25 protein-coding genes and 2 pseudogenes are annotated in these 25,231 nt (G+C 41.3%); 12 read left to right on the top strand and 15 right to left on the bottom strand.

All coding sequences use genetic code 11. From position 1 onward, the window contains the following. The first annotated feature begins 38 nt into the window (after positions 1-38). Positions 39-566 (top strand): DUF2777 family protein, encoded by a 528-nt coding sequence (locus tag ACYH0L_RS05280; RefSeq protein WP_099728151.1) that lies wholly within the window; start codon positions 39-41, stop codon positions 564-566. 38 nt (positions 567-604) lie between these two features. On the opposite strand, the gene ACYH0L_RS05275 is transcribed toward ACYH0L_RS05280, so the two are convergent. From ACYH0L_RS05275 to ACYH0L_RS05260, 4 genes and pseudogenes are all read right to left on the bottom strand, one after another. Next, entirely contained in the window at positions 605-973 is a 369-nt protein-coding gene (locus ACYH0L_RS05275; protein WP_099728150.1) for a YisL family protein, read from the bottom strand. Between the two features lie 92 nt (positions 974-1,065). Continuing rightward, positions 1,066-1,971 (bottom strand): fumarylacetoacetate hydrolase family protein, encoded by a 906-nt coding sequence (locus tag ACYH0L_RS05270; RefSeq protein ID WP_249705435.1) that lies wholly within the window; start codon positions 1,969-1,971, stop codon positions 1,066-1,068. 40 nt (positions 1,972-2,011) lie between these two features. After that, on the bottom strand, positions 2,012-2,377 hold the full coding sequence (locus ACYH0L_RS05265; RefSeq protein ID WP_180275542.1) for a hypothetical protein: 366 nt from the start codon (positions 2,375-2,377) through the stop codon (positions 2,012-2,014). Between the two features lie 169 nt (positions 2,378-2,546). Beyond that, positions 2,547-2,621 (bottom strand): annotated as a pseudogene (locus ACYH0L_RS05260) (CotG/ExsB N-terminal domain-containing protein); the annotation flags it as partial. A 207-nt stretch (positions 2,622-2,828) separates the two neighbouring features. Between ACYH0L_RS05260 and ACYH0L_RS05255 the strand changes: the two are divergent. The 8 genes and pseudogenes from ACYH0L_RS05255 (at position 2,829) to ACYH0L_RS05220 (ending at position 6,302) form a co-directional block, all read left to right on the top strand. Next, complete coding sequence (locus ACYH0L_RS05255; protein ID WP_230030937.1) at positions 2,829-3,923, top strand: CotH kinase family protein; 1,095 nt, start codon at positions 2,829-2,831, stop codon at positions 3,921-3,923. Between the two features lie 122 nt (positions 3,924-4,045). Beyond that, positions 4,046-4,207, top strand: coding sequence for an aspartyl-phosphate phosphatase Spo0E family protein (locus ACYH0L_RS05250; protein WP_099728147.1), 162 nt, complete (start codon positions 4,046-4,048; stop codon positions 4,205-4,207). A gap of 127 nt (positions 4,208-4,334) precedes the next feature. Beyond that, positions 4,335-4,556 (top strand): spore germination protein, encoded by a 222-nt coding sequence (locus ACYH0L_RS05245; RefSeq protein WP_003211745.1) that lies wholly within the window; start codon positions 4,335-4,337, stop codon positions 4,554-4,556. Between the two features lie 14 nt (positions 4,557-4,570). Continuing rightward, a complete protein-coding gene (locus ACYH0L_RS05240) occupies positions 4,571-4,804 on the top strand; it encodes a spore germination protein GerPB (RefSeq protein ID WP_099728146.1) in 234 nt (77 codons plus the stop codon). Between the two features lie 31 nt (positions 4,805-4,835). Continuing rightward, entirely contained in the window at positions 4,836-5,450 is a 615-nt protein-coding gene (gene gerPC / locus ACYH0L_RS05235) for a spore germination protein GerPC (RefSeq protein WP_099728145.1), read from the top strand. Beyond that, entirely contained in the window at positions 5,447-5,623 is a 177-nt protein-coding gene (locus tag ACYH0L_RS05230) for a spore gernimation protein GerPD (protein WP_099728144.1), read from the top strand. The genes gerPC and ACYH0L_RS05230 overlap by 4 nt, the downstream gene beginning before the upstream one ends. Next, a pseudogene (locus tag ACYH0L_RS05225) lies at positions 5,623-6,061 on the top strand (spore germination protein GerPE). Before ACYH0L_RS05230 ends, ACYH0L_RS05225 begins: the two are co-directional and overlap by 1 nt. A 22-nt stretch (positions 6,062-6,083) precedes the next feature. Then, entirely contained in the window at positions 6,084-6,302 is a 219-nt protein-coding gene (locus ACYH0L_RS05220; protein ID WP_003211468.1) for a spore germination protein, read from the top strand. A 47-nt stretch (positions 6,303-6,349) separates the two neighbouring features. Here the strand turns inward: ACYH0L_RS05220 and ACYH0L_RS05215 are convergent, their stop codons facing one another. From ACYH0L_RS05215 to addB, 5 genes are read right to left on the bottom strand one after another with little or no spacing between them, the layout of a single operon-like run. Beyond that, positions 6,350-6,649 carry an HNH endonuclease gene (locus ACYH0L_RS05215; RefSeq protein WP_230030939.1) on the bottom strand — a complete coding sequence of 100 codons (300 nt, stop codon included), beginning with the start codon at positions 6,647-6,649 and terminating at the stop codon, positions 6,350-6,352. 19 nt (positions 6,650-6,668) lie between these two features. Continuing rightward, complete coding sequence (sbcC, locus tag ACYH0L_RS05210) at positions 6,669-10,064, bottom strand: exonuclease subunit SbcC (RefSeq protein WP_230030940.1); 3,396 nt, start codon at positions 10,062-10,064, stop codon at positions 6,669-6,671. After that, positions 10,061-11,236: an exonuclease subunit SbcD gene (gene sbcD / locus ACYH0L_RS05205; RefSeq protein ID WP_099728140.1), complete on the bottom strand. Its 1,176-nt coding sequence runs from the start codon at positions 11,234-11,236 to the stop codon at positions 10,061-10,063. The genes sbcC and sbcD overlap by 4 nt, the downstream gene beginning before the upstream one ends. A 26-nt stretch (positions 11,237-11,262) precedes the next feature. After that, a complete protein-coding gene (addA, locus tag ACYH0L_RS05200; protein WP_256499448.1) occupies positions 11,263-14,967 on the bottom strand; it encodes a helicase-exonuclease AddAB subunit AddA in 3,705 nt (1,234 codons plus the stop codon). Then, positions 14,945-18,454: a helicase-exonuclease AddAB subunit AddB gene (addB, locus tag ACYH0L_RS05195; RefSeq protein WP_256499447.1), complete on the bottom strand. Its 3,510-nt coding sequence runs from the start codon at positions 18,452-18,454 to the stop codon at positions 14,945-14,947. The genes addA and addB overlap by 23 nt, the downstream gene beginning before the upstream one ends. 166 nt (positions 18,455-18,620) lie before the next feature. On the opposite strand from addB, the gene ACYH0L_RS05190 reads away from it, so the two are divergent. Further along, positions 18,621-19,067, top strand: coding sequence for a ferritin-like domain-containing protein (locus tag ACYH0L_RS05190; protein ID WP_249705427.1), 447 nt, complete (start codon positions 18,621-18,623; stop codon positions 19,065-19,067). 194 nt (positions 19,068-19,261) lie between these two features. Here the strand turns inward: ACYH0L_RS05190 and ACYH0L_RS05185 are convergent, their stop codons facing one another. Genes ACYH0L_RS05185 through ACYH0L_RS05175 form a run of 3 tightly spaced genes read right to left on the bottom strand, consistent with a single transcriptional unit; the run spans position 19,262 to position 20,983 of the window. Next, positions 19,262-19,672: a DoxX family protein gene (locus ACYH0L_RS05185; protein WP_249705426.1), complete on the bottom strand. Its 411-nt coding sequence runs from the start codon at positions 19,670-19,672 to the stop codon at positions 19,262-19,264. 56 nt (positions 19,673-19,728) lie between these two features. Continuing rightward, on the bottom strand, positions 19,729-20,568 hold the full coding sequence (locus tag ACYH0L_RS05180; RefSeq protein ID WP_230030943.1) for a M56 family metallopeptidase: 840 nt from the start codon (positions 20,566-20,568) through the stop codon (positions 19,729-19,731). Then, a complete protein-coding gene (locus ACYH0L_RS05175) occupies positions 20,561-20,983 on the bottom strand; it encodes a BlaI/MecI/CopY family transcriptional regulator (protein ID WP_024425495.1) in 423 nt (140 codons plus the stop codon). Before ACYH0L_RS05175 ends, ACYH0L_RS05180 begins: the two co-directional genes overlap by 8 nt. 288 nt (positions 20,984-21,271) lie before the next feature. Between ACYH0L_RS05175 and ACYH0L_RS05170 the strand changes: the two genes are divergently transcribed. Further along, positions 21,272-22,417 (top strand): AbrB family transcriptional regulator, encoded by a 1,146-nt coding sequence (locus ACYH0L_RS05170; protein WP_099728134.1) that lies wholly within the window; start codon positions 21,272-21,274, stop codon positions 22,415-22,417. Positions 22,418-22,453: 36 nt separating this feature from the next. Here ACYH0L_RS05170 and lepB read toward each other — a convergent pair whose 3' ends face one another. Together lepB and ACYH0L_RS05160 are read right to left on the bottom strand one after the other, a co-directional pair. Continuing rightward, entirely contained in the window at positions 22,454-22,966 is a 513-nt protein-coding gene (gene lepB / locus ACYH0L_RS05165; RefSeq protein ID WP_230030944.1) for a signal peptidase I, read from the bottom strand. Beyond that, positions 22,966-23,583, bottom strand: a complete 618-nt coding sequence (locus tag ACYH0L_RS05160) for a TVP38/TMEM64 family protein (protein ID WP_099728132.1) — start codon at positions 23,581-23,583, stop codon at positions 22,966-22,968. The genes lepB and ACYH0L_RS05160 overlap by 1 nt, the downstream gene beginning before the upstream one ends. A gap of 161 nt (positions 23,584-23,744) precedes the next feature. Between ACYH0L_RS05160 and ACYH0L_RS05155 the strand changes: the two genes are divergently transcribed. Beyond that, positions 23,745-24,107: a YhjD family protein gene (locus tag ACYH0L_RS05155; protein ID WP_099728131.1), complete on the top strand. Its 363-nt coding sequence runs from the start codon at positions 23,745-23,747 to the stop codon at positions 24,105-24,107. Positions 24,108-24,266: 159 nt separating this feature from the next. Here the strand turns inward: ACYH0L_RS05155 and ACYH0L_RS05150 are convergent, their stop codons facing one another. Beyond that, complete coding sequence (locus ACYH0L_RS05150; protein ID WP_230030945.1) at positions 24,267-25,223, bottom strand: LCP family protein; 957 nt, start codon at positions 25,221-25,223, stop codon at positions 24,267-24,269. Between the last annotated feature and the right edge of the window lie 8 nt (positions 25,224-25,231).

Below are 25,231 nucleotides of genomic sequence, written 5' to 3'. Positions count from 1 at the left end.
ATTTGGTAAGAAAAGAAAGAGGAAAGGAGCTTTTGCAAATGGAGAAACGAATGAAGCATCTCGAGCGCTGCAGCCGAAGGTGGTGTAACGGGTATTTACTGATTGAAAACGGGCATTGTTTAATCGAAGATGAAGAAGGAGAGATCATGCTGCCAGAAAGTCTTCAAAGCTCTATGATCTGTTTGGAAGAGAATGACCGATGGACAAAAGGAGAATTGCTCGGGTCTATGATTCTTCATGAAAACGGGCAGTTGTTGGAAGTACAAGGCGGTGAAATGATTCAATATACAGCATCTCTTGCCAAAGGGTGGCTTGACTTACTCATGTTCGTACCTGAAAACGTTTTTTATCAAATCATTGAACAAGTAGAACAGTTTGGCTTTTCCGTCTACGATTGTGTCTTCTCTTCCTTTCATCCTTTTCAATGCGTCTCTTTCTTTCAGTTTTCAGCAGATACACAATCGCTAGCACTACAATGTCACCATGAGCCTGCCGCCGGTCAAATTCGTTTTGAATGGACCACTTCTGACGGTCACCGGTCGGTTTCCAAGTTTGATGTCACATAAAAAGGGCACTGCTTCATATAAGCAATGCCCTTTTTATATTAAAAGATATGGAAACCGATCGGCAGACGTAAACCAAGAAGAATGGTCACAATCGCAAACACGATAAAACCAATCAACACACCCGTCACTGATTTTCCTTTTTTCTTGCGTACAAGAACCATTTCCATGAAACCGATCACAAGGATACCGAGTACCATTTTGCCGATATACTCGCCCCCGAAACTTGGAATTTTCATTCCTGTGCGGACATACAGCTCTACGCCTGTTGCGATAATGAGCAAGTAGAATAGTCTGACGATCATGTGCACAATTTTAGCACCTTTGTCGTTTTTACCTGCTAGAGCAAAGGCCACGAAGAATAAAATAATCCCTAGTACCCACGCTGTAATATGTAAATGTGTTCCCATTTGTTATTTCCCCCTTTATCAGAACAAGTACCATCTCATCGTACCACGAAATAAGTCGAACACAAAGCGACAATCCTGTGTCAACATGCCCTTTATTTGACGCGATTCGATAACGTCCCAATCGGTTCAATCGTGATGTCAATATGATCTCCTGAAGCTAAAAACTTTGGCGGTTCAAAGCCTTTGCCAACCCCAGAAGGTGTACCCGTTGCAATGATATCACCTGCTTCTAGCGTCATCCCTTTTGAAAGAGTTGAAACAATGTCCTCAATCGGAAAGATCATTAGTTCCGTACTGGCAGACTGACGAACTTCTCCGTTTACCTTTGTTTCCACATGGAGCGCTCCATGATCCTCGATCACTGACTTATGAACGATATAAGGCCCCACCGGACAGGATGTATCTAAGCTTTTGCCTATGAAAAATTGTTTATGTTTTTTCTGCAAATCTCTTGCCGTTACATCATTTAAAATGGTGTAACCGAAGATATAATCGCGTGCCTGTTCAGGTGCAATATTCTTCCCTGATTTGCCTATGACGATGGCAAGCTCACCTTCGTAATCCAATTCACTTGTCACACCTTCATGAAGAAGAATATCCGCTTCGTGTCCAATCACTGAAGTAGGCGCCTTTGTAAAAATCATCACGTCTTTAGGAATATCTGCCGCACTTCCCATCTCCATGACATGATCTTGATAATTCTTTCCAACACACATGATGTTTTTAGCTGGTTTTGGAATCGGTGCATGGAGTTTGACGTCAGAAAGCGGATATACATAAGAGCCGCGGTCTTCCTCTTTTTTCTCAGCCCAATCAAGAAGCTGTTTGACGTGTTCGACAAACTTGTCCCCCATGTTGATGCATTCAGCTAAAGAGTTTGGCAGTGTCTCCAGCTCAAATAATTTAGCCTCGGCCTTTTTAACGTCCATCACCCATTCATCATCAATGACTACCCCAATAAACATCCTGTGATGTATCTCACCTGTAAAAAACTTCATGTCTTCCCCTCACAATCTTCATTCGCTAAGTTATGATGTCTCATTTTATTTCTCTACGAAATAAAAAAAACCCTTTTTTATCATACTCTCTTTTAAAAAGGGTTTCAAAAATGATGACCTCATGTTTAGCGGTAGCGTCGATACTCCCACATATTCCCTTGATCCCATTTACGATCAACATTTCCTCTGCTTCGGGAATGATGCTTTTTCTTTCCGCATCTTCGGCAAGAATGACTTCGTCTGTGATGATGAGAACGTTTAGATCGATGGCTGCGGTGTGACTTGCGGCAGCTTTTCTTATGATGGGATCTGTGTTTGCTACGGCATGATTTTTTCGGTTCACTCTTTTTGCTTCGGCATGATTTTTTACTTTTACACGACTTTTTACTTTTGCATGGCTTCTCACTCTTCACGCTTTTCTTTGAACAGCGGCTTTTTTTAGAGCGATAGCTTTTGTGGCTTTTTTTACTGCGGTGTGACTTACGGCAGCCGCCTCCACCAAAGAACCAATGACGGCGTTTTGAATGACGAGAACGATCTGATTTGTGCGAATGTCTCGATTCTGGTTCACGATCTAAGTGATGATCACGTCCCTCACTTCGAAGTGAATCAACTGCATGTTCAATATGTGAATGATCAAATGTGCTCACGAACAATTCCCCTCCCCAGTCTATGCTTTGACAAAACAAACAGACAAAACTGTTTATCTTCTCTGCTTTATGTTACGAGACTGGGTAGACAAGTGTTCTTGGCGAATGCCTCTTTCTTTCAAAACTCCATGATTACCTATCAGCAGGGGTACAGGACATTCCTTCATTTTCATATAGTAAAGAAGATCATAGGAGGCTGATGAACACATGACCACAGAACCTTTAAAGCAACTTGATATTTGGATTCACCCAAAGGATCTTATTGAATTAAGAAAAGACGTCTGGAACGATGAACCTGTTGAGGCCATTCTTAAAACCGGCAAGACCAAATCACATATTTATGCTTCCTACCGCGGATCACACATTAGAAAGCTCAAGAAAAAGTCCTATCAAATTGAATATAGAAAACCCAAAAAAAGACAAGGCGAAGCCATCTTTCATTTAAATGCAGAGTACAATGACCCTTCTTTTATTCGAAACAGGCTGTCCTTTTATTTCTTCGAACAGATGGGGGTGCTAAGCCCTGCCGCTTCTCATGTATTCTTGACCATCAATGGAAGAAAAGAAGGCATTTATTTAAAAATAGAATCCGTGGATGAGCTATTTCTTCAAAAACGGCAACTATCAGGAGGCGGTATTTATTATGCAGTAGATGACGACGCCAATTTCTCCCTTTTAAGTTCATTTGATAAAAAGCCCAAAAAACACCTTCTTCTCGGGTACGAGAAAAAAACGGGTACATCAAGACATGACGAGCAACTGAGCGAATTTATTTACTTTCTGAATACAGCAACAGACGACATTTTTGCAGAAAAGATTGAGCAATACCTTGATGTCAATCAATATTTCCGCTGGCTCATTGGTGTAGTGTGCACCCAAAATTTTGATGGCTTTGTTCATAACTACGCTCTTTATGTGAATGAACAAGGGCGGTTTCAAGTGCTTCCTTGGGATTATGATGCGACATGGGGCCGTGACATTCATGGAGAAGAAATGGCGTTCGATTATATTCCAGTAAGCGGATTTAATACATTAACCGCTAGATTACTAGATATTCCTTCGTTCAAGAGAGCCTATTATGCTCTTTTCCAGCATGTACTAGATACACATTTTTCACAGGACCGCCTCTGTCCAATGATCGAGAAATGGCATGACTCTATTGAGCACCGAATCGCAGACGACCCATATACGAAAGATCGAAAAGAAGTACTACAGTCAGAGCGAGAGTTAATTCGGCAGTATATCAACAAAAGACGACGTTATTTACAAGCTGAGATTAGAAAAGAGACCTCTGGCACGTAAGAACTTTTTCGAATTTTGTCACTTTATTACTCATATTGACGAAACAGCTTTTTTTATAGAAAAATAGAGTATACTAACCATATCCTTCTATTTGATAAAAAATGTGAGAGTTGGCGTCCGTTATGATCAATTATGAAATTGAACAAAAAAGATTACATTTAATTGAGACTGCAAAAAAATTCGGTATGAATGCTGAAGAAACCATCAGGTGCAGTCAAGAGCTTGACACACTCTTAAATAAAGGCAGCAAATACACCTCTAAAGAATGCTCGAATAAAGGGTAAACCATACACCTAATTCCTCTCATCAAAAGCTTTTAAAAAGACAATCACACATTAAAAGACCCATCATAAGCTATGGTGAAACGCCCAAAATCAAAGCGCACTAATTTTATAAAGGATGTGCACCGCTATGCCGGCTATTGTTGGAGCCTTTAAAGTAAATGCCGTCGGAACGAGCGGAGTCGTTCATGTTGGAGACTGCATCACCATTTCTCCAAATAGTCAGGTTAAAACGTTTGCTGGCGCAGGCAGTTTTAACACTGGTGATCAATTGCGCATTAGCAACTATAAAAGTGTGACAAATACGTACGACAGTGATGTCATTGATCAACCGCTTGTTGGTAACTTGTAAGGAGTGAGAATCCGTTGAACTTCTATATTAATCAAGCGATACAAATTAATTATTTACGTGTGGAGTCTGTGAGTAACTCATCTGTTCTGCAAATTGGGAGTGCTGGATCAATCAAGGCGCTTTCCAACCTGTATAACACAGGCAGCTACGTAGAATCAGCACCTGCCGCAGCAGGCTCACAAGGAATTGAAGAATCTCAAGGCGCAAGCACAGTACCTTTTGTACCGCTTCAGTCACCAACAACTTAAGTTCATCTGCAATCCCCGGAGGTGTATGTAAATGTATGACTATCAAAGCAACGCTTCACAAGTGTATGGCATCATTCAAAAGCAAACACAACAAATCATGATGCTTGAAAAAAAGCTTAACGAGCTTCAGCAGGAAATACAAATGATCAAAGATAAACCGACAACGAATATTGAACGGATTGATTATCAATTTGATCAACTGAAAATCGAGCGGCTGGAAGGTACATTGAATATTGGCCTCAATCCATCTGATCCAAACAGTGTTCAAAATTTTGAAGTAGGCCAAACAACAACCCCGGGAATTGGAATGATGCAGCAAGAAATGGCTGATCAATTTTTCAATCAAACACGCCAGCTTGTCGATGCATTTTTAAATGAAGAAGCACCAGAACTTCTTGAAGAACTAGAGGAGCGATATGAAGGCTCTCTTGATGAAAGCAATAAACACCATATCATTGAGGACATTCGAAAACAAATTGACAGCAGAATCAAATACTATGCGGGACAGCTGCCACAACGGGAAGATATGACCCCGCTGCAGCGTTCAGAGCAAATTGCTGAATATGTGAAACATGATGTGAAGCGGGCGATTGAGCATTTTTTAGCCCATATTCCAAGTGAAACGAAAGGAGAGGAAAACGGATGAATTTCACAGTTGTCAACCGCAACATCGAGACCGGAAGCATTAAAGTAGTTGGGGTATCGTCCTCTTCTCTATTTATCATCGGGGACACAGACCATGTACAATTATCCTCGATTTTCGATACACCGCCAGAATCTCTTATTATCGGCCCGTTTGTTCCTCTGTCACCTCAATAATGATGAAGCGCACATCTCAAGTGAAGTTCACGAAGGTGAATTCTGTCGGGATTTCGAGTGTAGTTCAAATTGGTGATACACAGGAGCTATGCCCGAAGATCAAGGTGCTGGCTGTTCAACGAACGATTAGTTTGTTTTATGGGAATGAAGCAGAAAACTTAGATGCAAAAGAATTTGAAGTGTATTATGAGCCCATTCCATTGATGCTGCCAGAACGATCAGTTAGAACGGCATTTCACCATGAAAAGCCGGTTATTAAAGTTTCTTCGATACATGTAGAAGGGGTGTCGTCATCCTCTGTATTTCAAATTGGCTCTACGTGTAGAATGAATGGCGTTGCGCGAGTGAAGCATATTCGACAGTTATTTAGTATTTAGCAACGACGAAAGTCCGCCAAACTCACAAGTGGACCTACCTGCGCATATGATGATGATATGACTTCGAATAAAGGATGTCGATTATGCCAGCAATTGTCGGACCCATTTACATTAACTCTATTTCTGGAGGCGTCGTAAACGTCGGTGACTCATTTTACCTTTCGCCTAAAAGTTCGTCAAAATCTGCTTTAGGCTCTGGAGCGGGGAATACCGGAGATTTCTTGATATTAAATAATGGCATTAGCGCCACCAACTATGTGGATCCTGACTTAAATGATCAGAATATGGTAGGCAATGCATAAAGCGACTCCTCTACGCTCATTTCATTTAGAGGAGTGCTTTTTTATGCTTATTTCTTTCTGCGTTGTCTCGATTTTTTTGTTTTGACCAGCTTGCTTGCCGGCTGTTTTCGAATCCATTTGATGTACGGAACAAGGTTTTCATCTTGTCTTAGCGCATCAAGCGTGTTCAAACGTGCGGCAAGCTCCTGGTTTGTAAAAAGGGCATGCACTTGTTTATGGCAAGAGATGCACAGGAAGGCAGTCGGTAAAAATGCCCCACCTTCTTCTCTTGGCGTTAAGTGGTGTTCCGTGAGCAGGACATCTTGTCTTCCGCACAGCTCACATAATCCAATCGTTTGCTTTGCCACCCTGTCATCACCTCAACATTTACATTAATTCCATTGATACTGTTGTCCCTTTCCCGCTTGGATCTGCTGGGTGGACAATCAGTTTCTTCGGCAGTCTCATCTTCAATTCTTCCACATGGCTGATCACACCAACTGCTAAATTTTGAGACTGTAGTTTCTCTAGTGCAGTAATCACCGTATCCAACAAGTCTTGATCGAGTGTACCGAACCCTTCATCAAGGAAGAAGAATTGCAGCGGGAACTCACCTCTCAGCTGGATTTGCGCTGAAAGAGCAAGCGCAAGCGCCAATGACGTCAGGAAGGTTTCTCCGCCAGACAAGCTGGACACTGGGCGTCTAACGCCGCCATTGGCATCATCACGCATCACAAAACCGCCTTCTGAGTCGACTTCAATTGCATACCTTTGTCTCGTCAAAATGCCTAGACGGGCTGATGCATCACGGCTGACACTTTCTAACTGTTCTTCTGCTAGGAACTCAACAAATGTATTCCCTTTAAAAACAGTTTGCAGCTTATCGAGCCGATCAATTTCTTGCTGTAGTCCTTCCAAGCGTTCATGAATACTTGCAAATCGCTGATGATTTTCTTCAATCACACGCAGGTGTTCATGTGCAGACCCGCTCATCACTGTTGCTTCTTCAAGTGCCTTTTCTGCCGCTTCTTTTCTTAATTGAACCTCTGTCCACTGCTCTTCATCTAGAGACTCCTCTTTCAGCAGTTCAGAAATTCGCTTTAAGTTTGCAGCACACTGCTTTCTTTTATCCTCAAATTCTTCAATTTCCTGTTTGACCGTATGACGTACTGCTCGATCCATGAAAGCAGACTCAATCTCCTGCGGCTTATGAAAAGGAGAAGTCTCTGTTTCTTTTTGCCATGCTGCTTCAGCTTCTTGTTTTCGCTGGTTAGCCTCTTGGAGTTGACGCTCACTGCTTGAAAAATGGCTTTGCGCCTCACTAAACAGTTGCTGCGTATGCTTTAATTGCTGGTACGATTGCTGTTCTTTTTCATTTAGATGACTAAGAGACTGTTCAACCTCGATCAGTTCATCAGAAATAGAGGCAGCTTTTAATGGATATCGCCCTATATCTGTTTCATATTGATGGATGAGCTGCTGCTGACTTTCTAGCTGATGCGCTAGTTTATCTAGCTCCTTCTCTAAATCGTATGTGGTTGTTTGCAGCTGCTCTTTTATCTGCTGTTTTTCTTCTAAAAACGAAATACTTTTCTCAATACGTTCTTTATAGCCTTCTGCTTGTTGGTCCTTTTCATCGATTTGCTTTTGCATCTCTTGCACTTGGCTCAATATAAAGTGCGGGAAGGCCTGCTCAAATTGTGTTGTTTGCTCTGAAAGCTCAGATTGAAGCTCCTTGATCAGTACCTCTAATTCTTGAATACGCTGCTGTTCAAATGTCAATTGATCTTCCATTTTGTTCATCTCTGCTGCCTGATCACGGGTTTCATCCATTAAACGAGCACGTTTACGTTCAACTTCTTGAATATCTTGTTTCATGGCTTTCCATTCTTGAATCAGATGCTGCAAGGACTGCGGATTTTGCACTGCTTCTACTGCTGCAGCTACCTCCGCACCGGGGGCTTTTTGAGATAAAAAGGCGAACTGCTTTACTAATTGATTGGCATACGTTTCTAGCAGCTGCTTTGCGGCATACATGTCTCTAGCATATTCCTCTGCTTGCTTGAGCTCTTTGTCTATTCTTTGAATGACTTCATCGATTTGGGTAACAGTTTCTTCATGGTCATTGGCTATCGCAGCTTTTGGATCATGATGAATCGACCCACAAACGGGACATGGCTCACCATCTACAAGCTCTGCCGCTAATTCTTTTCTTAATTCTGCTGCCCTTACAGCATCACGCTGTTTTAATTTTTCGAGCTTCTGATTTTGTTCTCTCTTACTCCATTCTGTAAGAGCTCGCTCAAATTCACATACATAAAAATAGAGTTGTTCAATCGCTTGAAACGACTGGTCTATTTTTTCGTGATGGTCTTTTTGCTGTTTTTGAAGCTTTTCATAAGCTTCTGCAGCCTGTGAGGATCGCTTTTTTAGCTCCCCAATCTTTTGTTCTTCCTTTTGAATGTTCTGATTGATTCTTTGAACATTTTCACTTAAACGCAAAGCCTCCTGTACACTTTTCCGCTCTTTTACAGAGACTTGTAATGGCTCCAGCTCACGCTTCAGCTGTGTTTGTTTCGTCAGTGCACGCTCTAATAGAGATTGGAGATTCTCTGCTTCTGCTTTTTTTTGTATCAATTGCTGCGCTTTTTCATTTTTTTGCTGCTCTAGCCCCGTCTTTTCCTGAAGAGCCGCCTCTTTTTTACGTTCAATTTCCTTTAACTGAATCAGCTGTTCTTTCTTTTGAAGAAGCGCTGGCTCAGTCTCTATTTTTGTCTGCCGGGCTCGCTCATACTCCTGCGTCATTTGTTCATAGATCGTTCGTTGATGAAGTAACTGTTTTTCTGCTTCTTGCTTCTCTTTTGACGCTTGAGAAAGCTGCTTTTCAGCCTTTGTTAATGCATCCGCATAGGGCTTTAATGTCTCTGCTTGCTCCGCGATGTTGAGTTGAGTTTTTTTCTCTTCCATCGTTGGTGCCAACAGGTTGAGCTTGTTTTGTTCAGTCTCATATGCCTCTAGTTCTTTTTGATACTGCCAAATCGCTTGCGCCTTTGTAAAAGCAGTTAACGCTTCGTCCCGCATTTGTTTTTTCTCATGAAAAATGGCCTTTGCCTGCTTAGCGGCTTCCTTCGCTTGCGCTAATGCCTCTGGGCCAGCTTCTCCTAAGCCATTCAGTTCAGCCAGCAGTTCATTTTTCTGCCCATACTGGTTCTGAGCCTTTGCCCGCAAACGTTTGACGAGCTGATCACCATACTTTTCTAGATTAAACAAACGCTGAAGCATTTGGCGTCTGTCGGCTCCTTTCAATGAAAGGAATTCTGCAAACTTTCCTTGTGGTAAGACAACCGCTCTCGTAAAATCATCAATTGTTAATCCAAGTAATTCTTCTATTTTACGATTGACCTCACTCGCTTTATCTGCAAGAACTGTCTGCGTATCACTGATTTCAATCAGCCGGCATAATGTCGTTCTGACCTTCATTTCATCTGCTCGCTTGAAAGCACGTTCGACTTTATAAGAAATGTGATGCTCCTTTTGCAAAGCGAATGTAAAGGAAACCGACAGTTTTTCTTCAGCTTGGTTCAAAATACCATGTGTATTATTTAACGCACGTTCAACTTTGCCATAGAGTGCTAGTGTCATGGCATCTAATATGGATGACTTTCCGCTTCCTGTCGGTCCAAAGATGCCGAACACACCTGCATCACATAAAGAGCTAAAGTCAATGATTTGTTCTTCTCTGAAGCTATGAAGTCCTTTAATGGTTAGCGTGATCGGCTTCAAGTCGCTTCCTCCTCTTGCATGTCATTGGCAAGCTCTAAAAACAGCTTGACTGTTTTTTCATCAGGCAGACCGCCACCTGTCTGGCGTTCATAAAATTTCACGAATCGCTCTTCGATTGAGAGCTTTTCCACTTGTTTTTCTTCTTCTATTTTCTCTAATTCTTTGAACTTTGGTCTAATGTGGACAAAACCACTATGCTGCTTTCGGAGCTGATGGATCTCTTCAATTGACAGTTGATCTGTTAAATGAATCTCTAAATCAATCCAGGCATGAAGATCCCGTTTCTCATCTAGCCACTCGTGTACTTGACTCAGCCCCTCAGTCGCCTTCCACTTCACAAGTGGTTTACCGCTTGATAAAAACACTTCTTTCCAGCTTGCTTTTTCATTAGGCTTTGCATCTACAATGGTGACTGATTTGGCATAGCCTGACTCTGAAAAGCTATAAGCAAGCGGTGATCCAGAATAGCGGGCAATCGTTTTGGCACGTTTGATAGTTTGCGGACGATGCAAATGACCAAGTGCGACATAACATGCGGCTTCGGGAAGACTTTCAGCCGCAACGGTATATGCACCTCCTACTTCAATCGGTCTTTCTGAATCTGTTTGACTTCCTCCTGCCACATAAATATGGCTCGTTGCGATATTGACGGTATCAGCTTGGAATTGAGCACTTAAATGTTGAAACGCTTGTTGTATTTTTAAATTGTAATGATCACGAAGCAGTTTCTCTTCAAATGTTTCAGCCAGCACCTCGTTTAGCCTCGCCTCGGACGGATAAGCGAGTGCTGCAATGGATAGACGTTCACTTGAAGAAGGAACATTGACGCGGATCATGTCATTTGTCGGATAGCCAATTAAATGAATCCCCTGATCATTTGTTAAAGGAGATGCGGCTGATAAGCGATCCGGATTATCATGGTTGCCTGAGATGACCACAACCTGACGCTTTCCTTTATCAGATAATGCAGACAGACTTTCATAAAAAAGCTGCTCTGCTCTAGCAGGTGGGTTCACTGTATCAAAGGCATCACCAGCCATCACAATGACATCAATTTGTTCGTCTTTGACGATTTGATACAGTTCATCTAAAAACTGAGCTTGCTCGTCAAGCCGGCTTCGGCCTTCAAGGGTTTTACCGAGATGCCAATCCGCTGTATGCAGAATCCTCATGTGATTCACCTCTCATTCCGTTATTTTTATAAAGAAATTTCTAAATTCCCATCGAAGAAATAGAGAATTTTCCCCTCTAATGATCTGTTTGTTAAACGTTCTACTGCTGCTGCGTATAACGCTAATTGGGTTTCATAGCGCTTTTTCAAAATCGATTCGGCAGCCTCTAGTCCGCCAGAATATCTGCCTTGCACTCTATCTGTTTTATAATCAAGTAAATAAAGCTTTCCATCTACTTCAAACAAACAATCAATCATTCCTTGAATAAGCACAGGTTCATCCTCTGCATCAATATGGCTGTACACCTCTTTGACAGGTAAAATCATACTAAATGACACTTCTCGTTTCACCCAGTCCGCTTTCCGCAGTTTTTGACCAATAGAAGTAGAAAAGAAGGCCATGATCCCTTCTCGATCAATAGACAGGATTTGCTCATCTGTTAGTAAGTCTCGCTGCTGCAAGGAATCGAGCAGCTGCTCTATACGAGATTCATCATAAGGCTCTTCTGAAGGAAGCGGAATGTGCTGCATGACTGTATGCATCGCAGTACCTTGTTCTGCGGCAGTGAGTGTTTTTTTCTTCATAAAAGCCGGCCGGTCATACAAGGTTGCACGAGCTTTTCGAATAGAAGCAGGAACACTGTACTCATCCTGTACTTCTTTCATCCTTTTTATCTCTGAGACAGACTGCTTTGTACCGACTTGCGAGGCCGCTACATATGGGTATTTCCATGAGAGTCTCTCGGCAACCTCCTCTTCATAATCACCACGTCCTTCAACAGGAAGACCTTCCATTAATGCTTGTACCACTTCGTCATGCTGCTTCTTTTCAAGTGACACATCTTCTTTTAGAAGATCTGAGGCTTGAGTAAATGAGATGGTGAATGATGATGGATGTGAGAGAACAACATCGCCTGCTTCTTCTAAAATGGATGACATCGCTTGATGACGGATGAGAGCAGGTCCTATAAAATCTAAGTAAGTTTTGGCTTGGTATCGTTCAAAATCAGGGAGGAGCCACTCTTCTCCATTTGCGGCATTTTGCCATTTACTTAATGCTTTCACCTGATTTTTGACGGAGCCGACAAGGAATAATTTTTCCTTGGCCCTTGTAAGCGCCACGTATAGAACCCTCAGCTCTTCAGATAATAACTCTTTTCTCATCTTTTTTTTCATCGCCACAAGCGGTAATGTCGCATAACTAATTCTCAGCTCTGGATGAATATATTTGCTTCCAAAGCCTAGTTCTTTATCGAGCAAGTAGGACTGGTTTAAGTCCATCATATTAAAGTTCCTGCCGAGTCCTGCGGTAAAGACAACTGGAAATTCTAAACCTTTACTGCTGTGAATCGTCATCATGCGAACAACGTCCTCTGTTTCACTGAACGTTTTCGCTGCTCCAAGATCATCTCCACGCTCTTGCATTCTTTCAATAAAACGAAGGAATCGAAACAGTCCTCTAAAGGCAGCCTTTTCATACTGCTTTGCTCGATCATAAAGAGCACGAAGATTTGCCTGCCTCTGCTTCCCGCCAGGCATCCCGCCAACATAATCTACATACTGGGTATCGCGGTACACTTCCCAAATCAATTCTGCTACCGAATGATTCATGGAGAAATCACGCCACTTACGCAGAAATCGGAAGAATCTCTCTAGTTTTTTGCATGTAGGGTGATCAGAATGGGTTACACTCATGAATGCCTTCACAGCATCATAATAAGTGCCTTTTTTATCACTCGTTCTCATAAGTGCCATTTCATTTTCGTCTAAATGAACAATAGGTGATCTTAAAACAGCTGCAAGCGGGATATCCTGATATGGATTATCGATTACTTTTAACAGAGAAAGAATCACAGACACCTCTGTTGCTTCGAAATAGCCTGACGAAAGATTCGCATACACAGGGATTCCCTGCTTCTTCAATTCCTCCATCATTTGCGGGGCCCACGGCATAGAACGAAGCAAAATCACGATATCTCGATATTGCAAGTTGCGGGTCATTTGCTGTTTTGCATCGTACACTTGAAAAGGCTGTTCAACCAATTCTTTTATTTTCTTTGCAATGACCCTCGCCTCAAATTGCACGGTCTCTAGTTCTTCTCGTTCTTCGTCGCTTTCCGCTTCATGTTGATCTAGATGGACAAGGAGCATTTCTGTCGTTGTATCTTTGCTTTGCGGATAACTCGCCCCAAGCTTTAATTCAGCTTGTTCATCATATTCAATTTCTCCAACTGTTTCCCCCATCAGCTGTTTGAACAAAAAGTTCGTACAGTCTAAAACATCAGAACGGCTACGGAAGTTTTTATTTAAATCAATTCTCTTACCTGTTTCATTGCCGTCTGTTTTAAAGTGTTTATATTTGTTTAAAAAGAGCATTGGCTCAGCCAGTCTAAACCGATAAATGGACTGCTTTACATCACCAACCATAAAAAGGTTGCCTTCTGCAGGATGTTCCCCTTTAGACACAAGCTTTAAAATCGTTTCTTGTACAAGGTTTGTATCCTGGTATTCATCAACGAGCACTTCTTCAAATTGCTGTTGATAGTATTTAGCTGCTTCTGTTTCGATCAAATTTCCTTCCGCGTCCTGCTTCGCTAAAATGCGTAAGCAATAATGCTCTAAATCTGAAAAGTCTACGATTGATTTTTCTTGTTTTGCTCTTTCGAAACGTTCTCCAAATTGGATGACAAGCTCCACAAGGGTCTCAACAACTGGCTTCATTTCAGCCAAGCTATTTAAATGCTGTGCAGGACTGCGCATAAAGTATTCATCTTTTAGCTTTTCTAATTGTTTTTTCGCTTGATTGCGTGCCTCTGTGGCTTTTTCTAACAGAACAGGGTCGTATTCGTCCCCTTTGCACGTCTTTAGCCTTTTAAAATTGATGTTCGGTAAGAGCTCATAAAGCTTCTCAAAATCATCTTGATGCCTGATTAATTCATGTACTTGCTCTAAATCATCTATAAAATTCTCTGCTCTCGGTGCTGGACCACCCGGCTCTTTTGATAGGGTAAGAGCTCGTTCGAGCAGCTCCTGACAGCTCCGGAAAACGAGAGAAAGATCCTCTCTTATATATGGATAAAATGGTAATTTTTCTACTTTTGTTTGTGCATCCACATCATAAAGAGAAAGGAATGCCCGCATCCATTGCTCCGGAGAAGGATGAGACCTAGAAAATTCATAAATTCTTTTCACGAGCCATTGCAAATCTAAGTCATGCCGATCCGATGTGTAACGATCAACCAGTTCAAAGAATGCTGGCTTTCCAGCCTTATATTCATCTTCAAACAGCTCATCTAACACTTCATCTCCTAATAATTCTCCTTCTGTTTGATCAGCCAAACGGAAGCCTGGATCAAGATCAATCTCATAATAAAAGGTGCGTAGAACTTGCAAGCAAAAGGAGTGCAAGGTAGAAATATTGGCTCGATTCATGAGGGACAGCTGTCTTCTCATATGAAGTGACCCTGGGTTTTTGGATAACTCTTTTTCAAGTGCTTCAGTGATCCGGTGCTTCATTTCTGCCGCAGATGCATTTGTAAAAGTCACAACGAGCAGACGGTCTACGTCAACTGGATCCTCAGGCCGGGTCATTTTTCGAATCAGCCGTTCAACCAAGACAGCCGTTTTACCTGACCCCGCCGCAGCAGCAACAAGGATATCCTGTCCTTCTGAAACGATGGCTTCCCATTGGTCATCCGTCCAAGTACTGTTATTCGGTTTTGGTATTTGCATACTGATCTCCTTCTTTTTTGATCCGGTCTATCATGACATCATCTTTCTCTGATGTGAGCACTCTAAATTCATTGTCCTCTATTGATTCATCAAACTGGCAAATAGACTTGAATGAACAAAAGCGGCAAGGTGTTTGATCCTTCAATTTATATGGATTAATTTCTACCTCACCGTTCGTAATTCTTTCTCCTGCCTCTTTAAAAGTGCGCCGAACGTGTTTGGTGAGTATGTGGAAATGATCTTCACTTAAAACTGCAGAATCCGAACGGAAAGATCCATCCTTTTTCAAGCCCGCTTGAATGACTTGGGATAATCCTGACTCAAGCGTTTGATCCATTAGTTTTACTGCTTCTACATCTTCAAGCAGCAGACCCTTCATTTTAAATTTCTTGAATATTTCCTGCTCAATTTCATCCTCTGCGAGCGGAATAGGCGCTTGAATGAGAGGATCATGAATATGGAAATATAAAATTCCAGCAGGAGTCGCCTCCATGCCTAGCCATTCTTTAGAATAAGTAATTGTCAGGTCTAAGTAAGTGAGCATTTGCAAGGCCAAGCCATAGTATACCTCTGCTAAATCAAGCCCTTTCTCGCTGGACTTATAGTCGACAATTCTCAAAAGCAGCCCTTTTGAACCTTCTGCTTTATCCACTCGGTCTATTCTTCCGACAAGCTCCATCGTACAGCCATTTTTCAATTGAAAAGTAAACGGCGGCAGAGGCCCTTGACCTCCAAAACCTAATTCAAGTCCAACTGGAGAAAATCCACTCACTTTGGCATGTTCACTTAATATAGAAGAGACGCGAATCAGGATCTTCTGAAGTTTTTCTTTAATATAAGCATGCCGATTAGAGCTTAATAAAATTTCCTTTTGCAGACGCGGAGCAAGCTGTTCAATCGCATGTCTTGAGTAGGTGACACAATCTTCCTTCGTTAAGTTCTTCCAATCCTTTTTTTGTTCAATGAGCGTATCTGAAATATGTTTTAAAGCTGAGTGAAACAGCTGACCGATATCGGGTGCTTCCAATTTGTAAAATTGTCGATCCTTTAGTTTTAACCCGTGAGAAGCAAAGTGAGAAAATGCACACGCATTGAATTTCTCCATCCTTGAAACACTGCCTTGAATATGATCACCGTAAAGCTCTTTTGTGACATTTGGCTTTAAGCGCTTCGCTCTATTTGTAAAAAACAAACTTGACATGATCTTTTTTGATACATCCCGATTGGGTGACGTCATTAAATCATTATATACACTCCACCATACATCGCTGATGGGATATTGATTGAGCCATTGCTGCAGCTGCGAGACGGTATAGGATAACGAGACATGCTCATTCGCTATAAATTTTAATTGATCCTCGTCATCCAGCTGTTCTGGATCTAACACATAAAGAGCATGCTGGTGATTTGGCATAAGCTCTTGGCAATACTTGATGAAAGTCGAAGGCAATAGAGAACGTCCTTCTTCATCTGAAGCCGAATAGGATAGATACAAATGACGGGATGGACTTGATAACGCTTGGTAAATTAAAAATTGCTCATCTAGCAGCCGTTCCTTCCCTGTCTCTGCCAGCTCTGCTCCTGCTCGCTTTAACCATTCCCGGTCATCCTCAGACAATACACTTTCATCAGAAGGACGCGCTGGAATAACGCCATCATTTACACCAATGATAAACGTGCACTTCACTTGATACATTCTAGATAGATCCATACTTCCGATAAATACTTGGTCAAGTGAAGGCGGAATCAAAGCAAACTTTAGAGATGCTAGACCTGTATCCATCATCTGTTGGAATAAAGGAAATGAGAGCTCCTCTTCTCCGAGCATTTCAACAAATTCATCCATTAATTGAATAACAGCATCCCATACTTGTCCATGCTGCATCGCTTCAGCTAATCTACCTGTTTCTTCAGCCTCAAGCCTTGCCTTTTCAAGCTTATCCGGCACTTGTATTTCCTCTAGAAAGACATAGATGGCCTCTACCATGTCCCTCACCTTTTGTGCTTTTTTCAATCTTTTTTGCAATTGAAAAAGAGGGGGAACAATCCATTCTTTCACGTCATTCAGCATTTGTTCCATTTCAATTTCTTGATCTGTTTGTCCAAAATCTTCATCTAATGATTGGAATCGCCTGTAATGAAAACGGGAGCTGTTTGTCCAGCGTTCCCCTTTTACACCATAAGCAATACAATAGTTTTCGAGCTGATCTGCCTGTTCTCTCGCTTTGTTCTTAGCGAGTTCTAGCGGAAATAGGAACTCTGTTTTCACACAGCGAAACACTGCTTCATACCGCCAGTTCCCTTTTATGACGTCCAAGCTCGAACGAATCAATTCAATGAGCGGATGATACTGCATCGATTCATTTCCATCAATAAAAAAAGGAATATCGTAATCTCGAAAAACCTCTTTTAACGTATCTTTATAGTCGTCTACATGCCTTGCAACAATCGAAATATCTCGTAACCTGAAGCCGTCCTCTCTCACTAAATCAAGAATGTCTCTCGCTACTCCCTCAATCTCAGCTCGTTTGTTTGCACTTTTAGATACTGTGAGATGAGGCGTTTCTTCTTGATACGGCTGCGGCGGTCTCTGCTCATATTGATTTTCTAAATAAGCTAGGTCTGGTGTATGAAGATGCCGTTTATTTCTCTCCAAAATGTTCTCAGAAATGTCCGCTCCGCACTCTTTGGCAAGCTGATAGAGTTGAAAATACGTTTTGCCTGTCATGCGAAATAGATCAAGTTCATTTGGCTGCGTGTCATGATATGAACGATCCACTGTGAAAGCAGCGGTTACTTTTGTGGCATGCAGCAGGAGCTGCTCAATGACGAGAAGCTGCTGCGGGGTAAACTGATAAAAACCATCTATATAAATATGCGCTCCTTTTAGTTCATCAGATAAAGGAATTTGCTGCGTAAGAAGTGTCAAATAATCTTCTGAGTGCACATATTCATCTTGTAAATGCTGCTCCATCTGCTGATAAAGAACATGCAGATCATGCAGTTTTTCTGCTGCCCGTCTTTCTTCTGTATACTCTGAATGCATGCTGGACGCTGAAATTTTTTCAATATCCTCCGGCAGCATGCAGTACCTTTTGAATTCAGCCATCGTTTTTTCAATTTGCTCAACAAACCCCGGCTTATCACTCGCTTTTTTGAATACTTTAAACTTTTCTTTCTGCTCTTCAATCACTTTTCTTAAAAGCATTTGAATCCCTGTGCTTGTGACAAATTGCCGGTTCGCTCCGCCAGTCTGCTGTAAAATAGACCAAGCAAGACGAGTAAAACTAAATACTTTGGCCCTAATCATTCCGCCAGCTTCAGACGTTTTTGCAAGCTCGTATTCCATTAAAAATGTCATTTGATCCGGGACTAAAAAAATGATTGGCGGACCCAACGGATCAAGCCGAAGCTGTTCTTTTATCTCCTCTAAGATTGCAGTCGTTTTTCCACTCCCCGATCTGCCTGCTAAAAACTGAATTTCCACGTTCCACAACACCTTTCTTATGTACTCATATTCTAGCGAAAATAAGGGTAAATAGCTATTTTCCTATCATATTCCCTTTCTCCTTCTTCATTGAAAAGAAATAGGCACCTTTCCTAGCTCTTTTCATATCATAAACCATCATGATCTAAAAGGAGCTGGCAATATCATGTATTACGGTTACTATGACTACTCGCCCTATGACATGCGCCAAAACACAAGAATCATTTCAGACCTTGAGAAGGCTCTTAATGGTGAATATTCTGCGATCCAATGCTACGAAAAACTTGCCCAAAAAGCAAATAATCCTGAGGCGAAAAAAATCATTCAAGAAATACGCCAGGATGAAGTCAGACACTATCAACTGTTTTCAAAGCTATACTATTCTTTAACTGGTAAAAACCACAAACCAAGCATGACAGAAACTTGTCCAGATCAATTCAGAGAAGGCCTTGTTTTCGCCTTTAAAGACGAACAAAAAACAGTCGATTTTTACTTATCGATATCAGACTATGTCCGGGATCAAGGAACAAAAGAATTAATGAAACGTATCGCTTCAGATGAACAGCAGCATGCGGTGTGGTTTTTATATCTTTTAACGCACCATGTTTCCTAGGTAGTCTCATTTTAATAGGAGATCATACGTTCCGTCAAAAAATGAAAATCCCTTTTTCTTCGTTCAACATGTGAAATAAACTGCTATCATCAACAAAACCTCTCATCTCTTTCACTTTTTCAAACGAGAAAAAGGCGATTTGATCAAAAAAAACTCCTCTGCTACAAAAAGCAGGAGGAGTTTTTCATGATATTTTAATGAAATTTTGCTTCATTGTTTTGCTGCTGATGTTTTAACAACCCATCAATTGACAGTAAATTACTTCCGCTAAGTGTCAAATAAAGCGCCATGACCAATAAAGAAAGTTCAAATTCATAACCGCCAACAAATCCTTTAGAAAAACTAACTGTTATAATCGCCACAGCCATAATTGGCACAAATAAAGCTGCGAAAATACGTGTTCCTAGACCTAAAATCAGGGCAATTCCACCGACCAGCTCAATTGTCTTCACAATATAGGCCATAAATTCCGGCACACCGATTTGACCAAAGAATGCAGCTGTGCCCCCTAGCCCTCCTTGATAAGCCTGAAGCCCGTGTAAAAAGAAAATAATACCTAGGATAACGCGTACGAAAAGTGTTCCTATTTCTTGATTCGTTTTCATATAGTGATTTCCTCCTGTTTTTACACTACATAATGTAATGTGAATAAGTAAAAAAACTAGTAATTTAGGTTGAGCATAATCATTAAGACCACCATGAGGATGGCTGATGTCACGATTGGAATGAGCGGTACATTGAAAGGAATATTGTATGTTGGGTTTAAGATCTTTTGTATTCTTAAATTTAACGCCCGATCTCCAAAGGACACCGCAAACTTCGTTTGTTTTTGAAACTGGGTTCTCTTTTTAATGAGTTTCAAGAGGGCCTGCCCCACTCCAAGCTCCGTGCCTGTCTGCCGAATAGCATAGTCATCTGCAATCACTTCACGAAAAACGGAGTAACTTTGTCTCATATGCTTTAACACTGGAATGTACCAAATCACTTTTGTGAGCATTGAAAAAGCGAAAGCCTTTAAAGGGTCATAGCTGTATTTGTGATGCAATTCATGATGAACAACAGCATCAATCTCCCCTTCATCAAGCATGTCCATAAGTGCCGTTGATAAGTAAACCTTTGGATGAAGCATCCCCATTGCAAAAGCAAGTGGTTCATGACAATGAAAAACAATGATGTCGTTTGCATATTTCTCTGATAGAAAATCGGTCGTTTCCTGATCGACTGCCATCATCATATTTCCTTTGAATTGGATGTACTTTCTGATTTGCTTCGTCATATAGAAAACCGCAAATCCCAATGTGTAGAGAACTAAAGCATCCAGAAAATATTTTAAAGGAGTGAATCCGTAGAATTCGAGAACAGACTGGCATACATGGATCAGGTTATATGCTTGATTCCACCCGAAAAAGCTTGAGAGCACATAATACCCCATCTGATAAAAAATCGCTAAACCAATCAATATACCGCCTAAAAAAAGCAGACTCGACTTCATTTTATTCATTTTGCTGCTCCTCTTTTTTTGATGCAAGCCTTGCTTCAAGTACTTTGAGTAATTCAGGATCAGCACTTTCAATCGCATCTACCATATGATTCACTGCCAGTGGACCGAAATCATCCATCAGCCCTTGCGTAATCCACTTTGTTTGCTCATTTAGAAATTCTTCTTTTGTTAAAATGGGATTATAAATAGATGAACGCCCTTTTGTTTTCTTTTCCACAATTCCTTTTTCGGTTAAGCGATTCAGCACAGTCATCACCGTGTTGAAATTAATCGGCTTCTCATCTGACAGCTTCTGCTGTACCTCTTTAATCGGCATATCCTCGCCTTGATAAAGAATCTCCATAATCCTTCCCTCTAAAGGACCAAAAAAACGATTCAATCCCTTTTCGTTATATTTAAAAGAAGGAATTTTCATGTCATCACCCCACACTAAGCATTGTAGTGTAATTGAAAATGATAGTCAACTGATAACAAAAATAGGGGAAAATCGTTGTGTGTTGTTGTTGCTTTTGGTAAAAATGATATCTTTATTTATATAAATCCGATATTATTACATGAAGATAAATAGAGCGTATTAACGATAAGATAATCTTATGAAAATGGTGAAAAAATTCGTATTTTATTTATAGAGACTTTTGTATTATAGTGAATATAACAACATTTCACTTACTGAACAAACATATAGGAAGAAGGTTTACATGTGATGAAACAAGGAAACAGCCTTCGAGCCGATCTGATTCTGATCGCGATAAGCGGTTTAGGTGGATTTCTTTTGTCTTTAACAGGAATGTCTATTGGCTGGATGGTCGGTACGTTAATCACAGCTGCATTTATTGCCATGCGCCGCCCCACCCTGTTTCAGCGTAAAGGAAACAACACCATACGTATTCACAGCAGATGGCTACTCCTTGGTCAATTCATTCTCGGAATCGAACTTGGACAGAAAATGAACATGAAAGTCATTCACATTTTCGCTGACAATTGGCTCCCAGTGAGTTTCATGCTCGTCTTTTCTATTCTACTAGCGATGCTCTCCGGCTTTCTCTTATGGAAGCTGAGCAAAACAGATATGCTGACCAGCTTTGTCGGAACTGCACCAGGCGGCCTATCCGCAATGCCGGGGATTGCCCAAGAGGTTGGAGCAAATACAGCTGTTGTGAGTCTCGTACAAACGATACGTGTATTAATGGTTGTACTCACCATCCCATTTACGGTGTTCTATTTAAATACAAAAAATCAATCTGATGCGGTTATAGCAGCACAGGGCAGTGCCTTCTCATCAGGCGTTTTCACACTGTCAAACATCTCTTGGACCGCCGCGCTCATTTTAGGGGCGTGGCTCATGTCACGCCTAGCGGTTCGGCTTCACTTTCCTGCCCCTTGGCTGATCGGCAGCATGTTAGGGGTCGCAGCTCTTCAAGTAGGTGCAGGTGCGCTCACAGGTCATGATTTGATTCCTTATTGGCCAGCACAAACGAATATTGCTTCACAGGTATTTCTAGGTGCCACCATCGGTTCAAAAATGAATAAGCAGATGTTTGTTGGGCTAAAAAACACCTTCATTGTGGCCGTCGTCAGTTCAGCCGGGCTGATTGCTGCGACTGTTCTCAGTTCAATTGCCATTGCAGAAATCACAGGTATTTCTGTCATTACAGCCATTCTTGCTTTTTCGCCTGGGGGTATTGCAGAAATGGCGACAACAGCAGTCACCCTTCACGAGGACTCTACCTTTGTTGTCGCTGTACAAGTCGTCAGAATCATTCTTGTGATTGCCATGCTGCCACCGTTTTTTCGATTCTTACATCATTTCTGGGCAAAAAGACAGACTGATTATAAAGCTGCAAAATAAAAAAGAGACGCTTTGCATGAGCAGAGCGCCTCTTTTTTATTCATCGTTATTCCTCTTTACACCGACTACTTGGTCCTTTGAGATGGTCCCAAAATGCCGGCTGTCAAAGCTATGTATTCGGTTATCTCCGACCACGAAGTAATGATTTTTTTGTATTTTATCGTGTCCTGTGATGGCTTTCAGCTGAAAATCTCCTGTCAGGACGTTCCCCATTTTATGTTTTTTCTGTTCTTTTAAGTACGGTTCTTTCCACTTTGCTCCGTTGACAAATAGCTGATCATCTTCATACTTGATCTTTTCTCCTGGAAGCCCAATGACCCGTTTGATCAAAATTTGATTTTTAGGCCCGTGAAATAAAACGTAATCAAACCGGTTAATTTTCGTGAGTTTTGGCGAGAACTTATTGATTAATAATTCTGTTCCATCTGTAAATGTCGGGTCCATACTAACCCCTTCTACTTTGTACGTGACAAACATGAAATTCTTTACTTGGAACAATAAGACGATGGATGTAATAATCATCAACCATAGTAATGGCTTCTTTTTCATTAAGAGCCTCCTTTGTCCTCACGCTTGCTCATTCGAATATTCAACCTATTTTCTACTCTCTTTCCAACATACCATAATAAAGCGATAACTAGAACCGCAAAAACACTTCTTAACGGATTCTTTACTAAAGCAGAAAGATCATAGCCAATAAAACTAATGATAAAGAGCATGACACACTTACCTGATAAAGCAGCTAATGAAAATTGCCAGATGCTAATTCTTGAGAGACCTGCTACTACATTAACGGCAGCCGAAGGTGTGAAAGGAAAGCAGAGTAAAATAAATAACGGACCAAATCCCCGCTTTTCCACCCAAAGCATCAATTTCTTAATGGAAGGGTGTCTGCTGATAAAGTTCAGCATTCTCATCTGCCCAAATTTTCTGATCAGTACAAAGACAAGGATAGACCCTGCGCTTGCACCGATCCAGGTCAATAAAAAGCCTTCCCAAAGGCCGAACGCATTTGCATTTGCCACAGCAAACGCAACAAGAGGTAAAAACGGTAGAAATGCTTCTATTAAAGGGAGCAATATAGCCACAATTGGTCCAAAGGCCTTGTAGCTCTCAAAAAATGATGTGATATTTTCATGAGTAAAGATAGAAAGAAATGATGGCAACTTGTTTGACTCCTTCAAGGTTTGTCTACTTTTCATTTTACATGGAAAACATAAAAATATACAAATGAATCCCCTCTCCATCCCCCCCTTGAGATTCTTTGACTCATTCGATATAATAAACAAGAACAAATGTTCTATTCATAAAGAAAGCAGGTATGGACATGACAAGACTATCAACAATACAGCTTCAGATGATGGAACAGGCCATCTTTCTTCCAATGGTCATCTCCATCCTCAATCGTGATTTGACACACTTAAAAGAACATCAAACATTTAAACTAAATGAACCATATATTCGGCTTGTCACCTCTGCATTACAGGAAGCTCAAAAAGCACTTTATCAGCTGAAGCAGCATTTACGTAAAGAAAAAATGAAGGTACAGCAAATTGAACACGATGAAGGGTTTACGACGTATTTATTTATCATGAATGGCTATGAAGAAAAGCATAAATACTTTAATCCGCGTATACGGCATCGTGTAGAGGAACTGCTTACTCGTTATTTTCTCCATCAAGAAAATTAAAAATGGTTATATTTTACAAAAATAAAGAGACCCTTCGATTTTTGCCGAATTGATCGATGGCTGGGCGCTTGCTTTAAATGGCGTGTGGTACCCAACGATGCCTGCAACCCTCTACTATTAAAAGAATAAAGCCTGCCGCGGCGGCAGGCTCATTCTTATTTATGATAATTCAAGCTGTTCTCTCAGCTCTGTTCTGACTTCTTCCAACCCTGCTCCATCTAACTCAAAGTAATACACATTCCCAGGCTGATAATCATGTCCCTTTAACTGAATGGTCTCCACTGATTTCAATGAGCTTAGTAACGGGAAAAGTCCGATAAACTGCTTCATGGACAAATTGGTTGAGACGTTATCACCGAGTGTATCAATGATGTTGTCATATGACGGGATCGAAGAAATGGATTTAGATTTTTCAAAGATGGCTTGAAGTGCTTCCATTTGGCGCTTTCCACGCATGAGGTCACTATCTGCCTTTCTCGTTCTCACAAAGGCTAATGCTTCTTCGCCATTCAGTGTATGTGTGCCTGTTTGCACATGAACTTTCCCCTTTGAATCCTTTTCCATTTGTTTGGCGATGCCTTCATCTTCAATCGTTACTTCAATTCCATTTAGCTCGTCTACAATGTCTTGAAACGCCTTAAAGTTTCCTGAAATCACATAGTCTACCGGAATATTCAACACGTTTTCTACCGTTTTGACTGACAAATCTGCACTCCCAAACGCATGGGCGTGGGCGATTTTATCATATCCTCTTCCCGGAATATCTACATAAGAATCACGAGGAATACTGAGGAGCTTGATGGTTTTCTCTGTTCGGTTCACCGCCGCCAGTAAGACCGCATCACTTCTTGCTTCATCTACCGTTTCACCTGGACGACTGTCAATTCCAAGCAGCAGCACCGAAAAGCTATCCTTCCCTGGATCAAAAGCTTTCACACGCTTTTGCGAGGTGTCTCCTCTTTCTAACGAGACTTGCGCCTTATTCGACGCTTTTGAAATTTTATAATATGCGTATCCTGTCACAGATACCGCCATCAACATGACAAATGCCATGATAAACAGCACGACTTTCACCCAAGGTCTCAGCCTTCTTTTTGATCTTGTTTTCTCCTTCATCCTTTCCG

The sequence above is a fragment of the Bacillus sp. MC1252 genome (assembly GCF_056838025.1).
This window is presented reverse-complemented; position numbering and strand designations above follow the sequence as displayed.

Excerpts from the sequence above, each read along its gene's own strand:
- ACYH0L_RS05280 (WP_099728151.1), top strand. The coding sequence starts at position 39 with ATGGAGAAACGAATGAAGCATCTCGAGCGCTGCAGCCGAAGGTGGTGT.
- ACYH0L_RS05275 (WP_099728150.1), bottom strand. The coding sequence starts at position 973 with ATGGGAACACATTTACATATTACAGCGTGGGTACTAGGGATTATTTTA.
- ACYH0L_RS05270 (WP_249705435.1), bottom strand. The coding sequence starts at position 1,971 with ATGAAGTTTTTTACAGGTGAGATACATCACAGGATGTTTATTGGGGTA.
- ACYH0L_RS05255 (WP_230030937.1), top strand. The coding sequence starts at position 2,829 with ATGACCACAGAACCTTTAAAGCAACTTGATATTTGGATTCACCCAAAG.
- ACYH0L_RS05250 (WP_099728147.1), top strand. The coding sequence starts at position 4,046 with ATGATCAATTATGAAATTGAACAAAAAAGATTACATTTAATTGAGACT.
- ACYH0L_RS05245 (WP_003211745.1), top strand. The coding sequence starts at position 4,335 with ATGCCGGCTATTGTTGGAGCCTTTAAAGTAAATGCCGTCGGAACGAGC.
- gerPC (WP_099728145.1), top strand. The coding sequence starts at position 4,836 with ATGTATGACTATCAAAGCAACGCTTCACAAGTGTATGGCATCATTCAA.
- ACYH0L_RS05230 (WP_099728144.1), top strand. The coding sequence starts at position 5,447 with ATGAATTTCACAGTTGTCAACCGCAACATCGAGACCGGAAGCATTAAA.
- ACYH0L_RS05220 (WP_003211468.1), top strand. The coding sequence starts at position 6,084 with ATGCCAGCAATTGTCGGACCCATTTACATTAACTCTATTTCTGGAGGC.
- sbcD (WP_099728140.1), bottom strand. The coding sequence starts at position 11,236 with ATGAGGATTCTGCATACAGCGGATTGGCATCTCGGTAAAACCCTTGAA.
- addA (WP_256499448.1), bottom strand. The coding sequence starts at position 14,967 with ATGCAAATACCAAAACCGAATAACAGTACTTGGACGGATGACCAATGG.
- ACYH0L_RS05190 (WP_249705427.1), top strand. The coding sequence starts at position 18,621 with ATGTATTACGGTTACTATGACTACTCGCCCTATGACATGCGCCAAAAC.
- ACYH0L_RS05185 (WP_249705426.1), bottom strand. The coding sequence starts at position 19,672 with ATGAAAACGAATCAAGAAATAGGAACACTTTTCGTACGCGTTATCCTA.
- ACYH0L_RS05180 (WP_230030943.1), bottom strand. The coding sequence starts at position 20,568 with ATGAATAAAATGAAGTCGAGTCTGCTTTTTTTAGGCGGTATATTGATT.
- ACYH0L_RS05175 (WP_024425495.1), bottom strand. The coding sequence starts at position 20,983 with ATGAAAATTCCTTCTTTTAAATATAACGAAAAGGGATTGAATCGTTTT.
- ACYH0L_RS05170 (WP_099728134.1), top strand. The coding sequence starts at position 21,272 with ATGAAACAAGGAAACAGCCTTCGAGCCGATCTGATTCTGATCGCGATA.
- lepB (WP_230030944.1), bottom strand. The coding sequence starts at position 22,966 with ATGAAAAAGAAGCCATTACTATGGTTGATGATTATTACATCCATCGTC.
- ACYH0L_RS05155 (WP_099728131.1), top strand. The coding sequence starts at position 23,745 with ATGACAAGACTATCAACAATACAGCTTCAGATGATGGAACAGGCCATC.
- ACYH0L_RS05150 (WP_230030945.1), bottom strand. The coding sequence starts at position 25,223 with ATGAAGGAGAAAACAAGATCAAAAAGAAGGCTGAGACCTTGGGTGAAA.